General features: G+C 43.0%; 7 protein-coding genes and 1 pseudogene. 4 read left to right on the forward strand and 4 right to left on the reverse strand.

Annotated features, from left to right (window positions below; all coding sequences use genetic code 11):
- Together EI162_RS12850 and EI162_RS12855 are read right to left on the reverse strand one after the other, a co-directional pair.
- The coding region (locus EI162_RS12850) for a sulfite exporter TauE/SafE family protein (protein WP_192524718.1) at positions 1-169 on the reverse strand (169 nt) is incomplete at its 3' end.
- 277 nt (positions 170-446) lie between these two features.
- Positions 447-1,034 (reverse strand): hypothetical protein, encoded by a 588-nt coding sequence (locus EI162_RS12855; protein ID WP_192524719.1) that lies wholly within the window; start codon positions 1,032-1,034, stop codon positions 447-449.
- A gap of 278 nt (positions 1,035-1,312) precedes the next feature.
- Between EI162_RS12855 and EI162_RS12860 the strand changes: the two genes are divergently transcribed.
- The 4 genes from EI162_RS12860 to EI162_RS12870 all read left to right on the forward strand — a co-directional run bounded on the left by EI162_RS12860 (position 1,313) and on the right by EI162_RS12870 (position 4,500).
- Entirely contained in the window at positions 1,313-1,669 is a 357-nt protein-coding gene (locus EI162_RS12860; protein ID WP_192524720.1) for a plasmid mobilization protein, read from the forward strand.
- 683 nt (positions 1,670-2,352) lie between these two features.
- The gene (locus EI162_RS14945; protein WP_225736998.1) at positions 2,353-2,820 is read left to right on the forward strand and encodes an MbeB family mobilization protein; all 468 of its coding nucleotides are present in this window, start codon (positions 2,353-2,355) and stop codon (positions 2,818-2,820) included.
- Between the two features lie 6 nt (positions 2,821-2,826).
- Complete coding sequence (locus EI162_RS14950) at positions 2,827-3,327, forward strand: hypothetical protein (RefSeq protein ID WP_404814942.1); 501 nt, start codon at positions 2,827-2,829, stop codon at positions 3,325-3,327.
- 291 nt (positions 3,328-3,618) lie between these two features.
- Positions 3,619-4,500, forward strand: a complete 882-nt coding sequence (locus EI162_RS12870; protein WP_192524722.1) for a replication initiation protein — start codon at positions 3,619-3,621, stop codon at positions 4,498-4,500.
- A gap of 165 nt (positions 4,501-4,665) precedes the next feature.
- Here EI162_RS12870 and EI162_RS12875 read toward each other — a convergent pair whose 3' ends face one another.
- Both EI162_RS12875 and EI162_RS12880 read right to left on the reverse strand, forming a co-directional pair.
- Complete coding sequence (locus tag EI162_RS12875; protein ID WP_192524723.1) at positions 4,666-6,150, reverse strand: PepSY-associated TM helix domain-containing protein; 1,485 nt, start codon at positions 6,148-6,150, stop codon at positions 4,666-4,668.
- 116 nt (positions 6,151-6,266) lie between these two features.
- A pseudogene (locus EI162_RS12880) lies at positions 6,267-6,617 on the reverse strand (sulfite exporter TauE/SafE family protein); the annotation flags it as partial.

Genomic DNA, 6,617 nt, shown 5'->3' on the forward strand with positions numbered 1-6,617 from the left:
TGAGTAATCGGCCCAGATGATACGTGGCAATAAGACCACGCTTTTTTGCTGGGCTGATGTCTTTCATAGATAGTCCAAACGCTGCGACGATCCCGCCACACATGCCCAAACAATGGGGTGAACCAAAAAACCCCATCAACAATGCTGCAATTAACAATCCCATAGTCATAAAATGACTCCTAAAACATAAAGTAAATAAGATCAGCCATTCAGTTTTTTGTACTAAAGCGCTATCCAAGCCATTTACCAGCTTAGATGAGGTGCTTACTGAATAGGTACTGATATAAATAAATAGCATTTCAAGCACAATATTTGGGGCACCGTATTTTAAATGCCGTGTTTTGGGCAAGCGAGTACAAGCCAATCAATCAAAGCAATAAATAAGCTTGTTGATTGATAGCAAGTGCCAATGCACCAATAAAATATTGAACTATGAATGTTTAAGGTTATTTGAATATGTCTTGAGGAGGGGCGCGGGTGAGAGGCCGTAAAAAATTATTAGAATAGTGAGTGGTTGAGTGATATAAAAAAGTGACTAATACGGCGGGCAATTCAAACCATGCAGAGTCAGTGTGTGCAAACATTTTTGGCACGAGCACCGCAGACATAGAGATACAAAGGTCACAGCTGAGATGTTTTATATCATCTTGATCAGAATTTTCAACGTTATGTTTGCTATGTAATTCTTTTGACGAAATTTCTTCATTGGTATTTGCTGTTGATCTAGCTGTTGAAGTCGATGCTAAGGCATTAGGAGCAGTATGATGGTGCAGATGATAAGCTGCGCTATCATCAGGCATGTTGTGTGATGTATGAGTAATATCAGCCTGTATTTGCTCATACTGTTTAGCGGTTGATACAACAGGTGCAAGCTTAATACAAATGCCGTGACCTAAATGGGCATTATCATCCCATAAAGGAGTCAGCAAAATTGAGACATGCATGATCCAAGCAAAGCACGCAAGCAGCATGCCAAACCATAATGTTACTGGGGATGAGTGTCGTAGATTGAGCATTCGCCACTTAATAAGCATAATTTTGTCATCTATCACCAACTGCTTTTATGTAGGTAATATTTATGGATGAATACTCTGCAATTTGAATAACTCTAGAAAGAAAATCTAATATAGTACATAAACTGTTAAGAGCATTATTTTAAGATAAAGAATAAGGTCTTTACAAGTGTTATGTAAACAATTAAATTTATTATAAGCCAGCATATGCCGTCATTACAATTTACTTCGTTTCTTTTCATTTTGGCATGCCGGTAAGGGGAAACCCCTTAACCCCAAAAACCTTACGGACGTCACCCATGAGCGATGAAAAACCTACCAAGAAAATCAGAGATAGGCACATTCAAATACGCCTCACTGATGCCGAATTTGCGGAGATAAAAATCCGAGCAGGTGAGCTTGGCACATCAACCTTTTTGCGCCAGCTGGCACTTAACCAAAAGATCGAACAGCCAAAAGCCAAGGCTAAAAAAATCATACATACAGCCGACCCTGAATTGGTGCGTCACGTGGCATGGATTGGTAACAACATTAATCAAGTCGCCAAGCATCTAAACCAAGGAAATAAAGTAGACAATGAGATACTCATGACCTTGGTAAAAATACAAGCCGATCTTGATAGCGAGCTTGAAAGGATAATGAGCGATGATCGTTAAATTCTTTCGTCATGGTACAGGCGGCGGTAATGCCGTCTTTGATTATCTACTTGGCAAAGATGGGGATCGCCCTGATGCTGAAATATTGCGCGGTGACGTGGCGCAGCAAAAGTTACTTATTGACTCATTAGAGTTTAAACGCCAGTACACCAGCGGTTGCTTGAGCTTTGAAGAAGCCCCTGACCATCTAACAATTAAGCAAAAAAATGAGATCATGGATAGCTTTGAGGAAACCATTACCGCAGGTTTAGAGGTTGATCGGGTGAGCTTTGCATGGGTTGAGCACAGAGACAAAGGACGGCTTGAGCTGAACTTTGTCATTGCCAATGTTGATCTTGAGCATGGGCGACTGTTCCAGCCCTATATTCACAGCCAAGACAAAACGAGGGTCAATGCGTGGAAAGACCTACAGAACATTTACTATGATTTATCAGACCCAAATGACCCCATACGCAAGCGATTAATGGCGCAGCGTGACAACTTGCCAAGAACTACCAAAGAAGCGCGTGAAGCCATTACAGAGGGCTTGAAAAGTATGGTGGCTAATGGACTGATAACTAACCGCAATGAGGTCATCCAAACGCTCCAAGGCGGAGGGTTTGAAATCGCACGAGAAACGGACAAAGCAATATCTATTAAAAACCCCAGCGGTGGCAGAAACATAAGATTAACAGGTGGATTATATGAGCGAGCTTTTAAGTTTAGCCCAGAACTTCAAGAAACAGTCGAACGAGACAGCAGTACTTATAGAGACAACGCTACAGGACGACTTAGGGAAGCTACACGCGTCCTTTATGAAGAGCTTGACCGAAAGCGAGACTATCATCACACAAGGCACGGAGAGCCTAAAAGAGAAGCAAACCAAGTTGACAGAGAGCTTAGAGACGCATCACGAAGCGATCAACACAGTGTTGTCTACTCACCTATCCAGCGTCCAAGTCCTTACGACAGAAAGCCTAGAACAACAAAAAGCCGAGATAGCGCAGATGATGAGCGAGTATTCACAAGAGTTAAGCCAAACGATGCAATCACATCAAGCCAACGCCTTAGACTTCATACAACACCGAGCATGGGTAGTGGTGATTGGCTGCGCGATTGTCGCTTTAGTGATGATGGGATTTGGCGTCATGATTGGAATGAAACTGGGATAACAGACCATGCAAAAACAACTGATAGAGCAAGTCAGCCAAGCGATGCAAGCGAACGCAGACACGATAGCGCGGCAGAAAGAGATTATCGACTACCAAGAGCAGAGCATCGAGAGATTGAAGCGATTATTGACAGCATTGGCAGAAACGCAAGACAAGGAACTCAAAGCGTTACCAAGCATGTTCGAGACATTAGAGACTTCACTGAGCAAGCACACGAAAGAGCAGCAAGCTTGGTGGAATCATCGCAAGCAATACACAGAAGGGCAAATGATAATCGCAGAACAACTGAGCAAACTCGCAACCACACAGATGCAGCTCACAACAGCCTTGAAACAGTATCAGAGTATATTAGTACCAGCAGACGAGTTAACGAGCGATATGAGCGCATTAGAGACGATGCTGGAAGGTACGATGGAGCAGCTAAAGAGTTCACAGAACGCAATAAAGCAGTCACAGAGCAAATTGATGAGCGAGTTAGAGACTGTAGCGAAATTAGTAAACAAATAACGCAAGAGCTTGAAAAACAGCGCCCTAAGCGGTCTTATTCGGGCCCCAGTATGGGCAGATAACGTAAAGTAGGTACAACTTTGTAAGCCTTAAATGGCGTGCCTTTACAAGGAAATTGCTAATTGACGAAACAAGAATGAGAGCGTAAACTCAAGTGCTAGAAACGACTAACCCCCAAAGCTGGCAGGCTTCAGGGGTTAGATGAATTTTAATCTGTGTCAGCAGATATAAAACCCATTTTTTCGATACGGTCATTTTATATCAGCAGACGCACCAACACAAGTGTGCGTGATGTTAATACTACCGGAAATATACGAAAACCTCCCCTTAAAGCCTTATTGCACCGATGATCTAGGTGGTCTTGTCATTCGTCCGCGAAAGACAGCCGTCAAGATGCGGTATATTCAGCACAACCCCCCTTGCATGACTCATTTAATTTGCCTTGATATTGATCATGAGCATGGTGCAATGCGCTGGGCGGAAGAATACCTACCACCGCCACGCTGGACAAGCCAAAATCCTGAAAACGGACACGCTCATATCGTCTATGAGCTAAAAACACCTGTTTGCACCAGTGAGCATGGCAGTCGTAAAGCCTTAGACTATCTTGCTAAGATACAAGCAGGATTGGTTAGAGCAACTCGCGCAGACGTCGGCTATACCAACTTCATCACTAAAAACCCGATGCACGAGCATTGGCGTACCGAAGTATGGACAAAAGAAGCCTACGAGCTAAATTATTTAGCAGAGTTTGTTGATCTCAGACCGTTAACAGACTCGGAGAAAGAATATGGACTTGGTAGGAACTGCTCCTTGTTTGATACCGTTCGCCATTGGGCTTATTCTGCTATTAGAGAGCATCGAGGTAAGACATGGGAGCAATGGTACAGTTCAGTACTTAAACACGCTCAGAGCGCAAATATGATGTTCTTAGAGCCGTTACCATACTCAGAAATTAAGGCGACTGCTAAAAGCATTGCTAAGTACTGTTGGAAGCGTGATGCCTACCACTATAACGAGTTTATCTATCGTCAGGCGCTTAAAGGTAGTAAAGGCGGTAAGGTATCTAAGCGCAAGCCTTTAGCTACGTCAGAGCAAACACTGAAACCTTGGGAAGATTTAGGTATTTCCAGAAGAACTTATTACAATCATAAGAAATTAGGTAAGCTTTAAAAGTTGCACTGGATAAGCCTAAATCAGATAACAGCGCTTTTAATGCCGCTATTTGATCTAGGCTTATTGCTGCTTAGGCTATTATATTCTTCTTTCTGTCGTCTATGCTTACGTATGTCGCCCAGTTAATTAAGCAGGTGTCTGGTGGCATGCATTGCTAATGTTTTATCTCAATAACTTTTCTATGAAGGAGACACGGCTAATAATTAAGAAGTCTAGTAGGGCTACTATCATGATAGCAACAATTGCCGTTGGGAAGATTACTGCTACGACAATTAGTACGATCGTAAACCAGCTAGGTATTGATCTCTTACTACCACGCGCAGGTGGGTTTAGACCAGCCACTTCTTGAGCGCTAGGTCGACGCTGCCACCACATTAAATAACCGCTAATGCAAATACCGATGACGGATAAGCAAAACAGTACATTAGCAAGCACGCTCCACCATCCAAGTGTCCCTATATGTATGGCGATACCAGCTGCCATAAATTTCCCAAACGCATTGTAGTCATCAAAGCGAATATCTGCCAATTCTTTACCAGAATAGCGGTCAATATGTACGGTACGGTCAGCCATTGGACTATGCATATCATAGCTCATGGAGTCTTGGCTGAGTGTCCAAACGCCTGTGTCGTCTTGTGGTACATTTATATGATAACGGCCTCTAAACCCTATCTCACGGGCATACTGATTTACCGTATCTACGTTGATAGGTATGTTAGGTGCAATACCATTCTCTCCTTTCGTCGTGCCAGAGATGGGCATTGGTGTTTGCTCAAGTACCCAAGGCACTTCTTTTGTCTTACCAGTATTCAATACACTACCATGTGTCGGTGCGCTATCTGCACCATGAACGTGTGGCTTAGCCCCACTCATATCCATATAAGCATGTGGTTGACTTGGATCGATGGATATAGGTACAGGAGCCACGCCCCATTTGCCCGCAGGAAACTGGCTCCATGCCTGAACAACTTTTCCACCCCAAATGCCCGCCCATGCCATGCCTGAAATACAGAAAAATAAGAGTAGAATAGATATCCAACTTCCTAATGTGGCGTGAATGGTTCGAAAAAACGAGCGCTTTTTTTTCAGACTTGTATCATTATCAGGTACTAACATTGCCTTGATAGACTTACGTTTCTGCCACCACAAATACCAACCTGTTAGGATCATTAGGATGGTTAACGCCGCAGTGGTTTCTTGGATATAATCACCTACTGTTCCTAAAAGTAAATCACCATGAATCGCATCGAAAGTGTGATATAAATTACTTTGCGTCGGTATGCTTTTAACAATATCTGCAGTATAAGGATCAATAGCCACCATGTTATCTTGATTCTCTGATCTTACTTGGAAGAGAGCAACTGTGTTTGATTCTCGGGGCGCAATGTATTTTACAAGCGTACTATCAGGAACACTCTCAAGCGCAGTTTTGGCTTGAGTTGAAACAGGCATTTGTACCGTGGACTGTGAGGTAATGGTCAAGCGATCGTTGTCTCGGCCAGTCGTATTAGACATCAGCAACATGCCAAGTGCAGTACAAGCAAGAATGATTAAAAAAGGGGCAATAAAAATCCCTGAATAAAAGTGCCAACGCCATACAGTAAAGTAATGCTGAGAATTTTTTGGTTTCTGACTTTGTCTACTCATTAGTGAATCCTTAATAATTGGTTATGTAGCTTTGCTCTTAAGCCTGCACTCATCATTTTAGACTTCGCGATCTAAATGATGACAAGCGCTAGAGGCAGAGCCAGATTCTTTAGTTGTCAGTGCTCGTGATTCATTTGCTCGTGATTCATTTGCTCGTGATTCATTTGCTCGTGATTCATTTGCTCGTGATTCATTTGCTCATGGTTCATTTGCTCATGGTTCATTTGTCCGTGATCCATATGTCCGTGATCCATATGTCCGTGATCCATATGTCCGTGATCCATATGTCCATGCATATTCGCCATGACCATTGGTACAGCGACAACGGCCAGTCCGGATATCACCATAATTGCGCCATTCAATTGTCGTAGGCGAAGACGTCCAATATGATGGCGTATCCAATTGACTGTTCCATGAGTAGCAACCAGCATAGGAATAGTCCCAAGCCCGAAAGCAAACATCAAAAC

The organism is Psychrobacter sp. FME6 (assembly GCF_014861365.1).
Classification (GTDB): domain Bacteria; phylum Pseudomonadota; class Gammaproteobacteria; order Pseudomonadales; family Moraxellaceae; genus Psychrobacter.

Excerpts from the sequence above, each read along its gene's own strand:
- EI162_RS12855 (WP_192524719.1), bottom strand. The coding sequence starts at position 1,034 with ATGCTTATTAAGTGGCGAATGCTCAATCTACGACACTCATCCCCAGTA.
- EI162_RS12860 (WP_192524720.1), top strand. The coding sequence starts at position 1,313 with ATGAGCGATGAAAAACCTACCAAGAAAATCAGAGATAGGCACATTCAA.
- EI162_RS14945 (WP_225736998.1), top strand. The coding sequence starts at position 2,353 with ATGAGCGAGCTTTTAAGTTTAGCCCAGAACTTCAAGAAACAGTCGAAC.
- EI162_RS14950 (WP_404814942.1), top strand. The coding sequence starts at position 2,827 with ATGCAAAAACAACTGATAGAGCAAGTCAGCCAAGCGATGCAAGCGAAC.
- EI162_RS12870 (WP_192524722.1), top strand. The coding sequence starts at position 3,619 with ATGTTAATACTACCGGAAATATACGAAAACCTCCCCTTAAAGCCTTAT.
- EI162_RS12875 (WP_192524723.1), bottom strand. The coding sequence starts at position 6,150 with ATGAGTAGACAAAGTCAGAAACCAAAAAATTCTCAGCATTACTTTACT.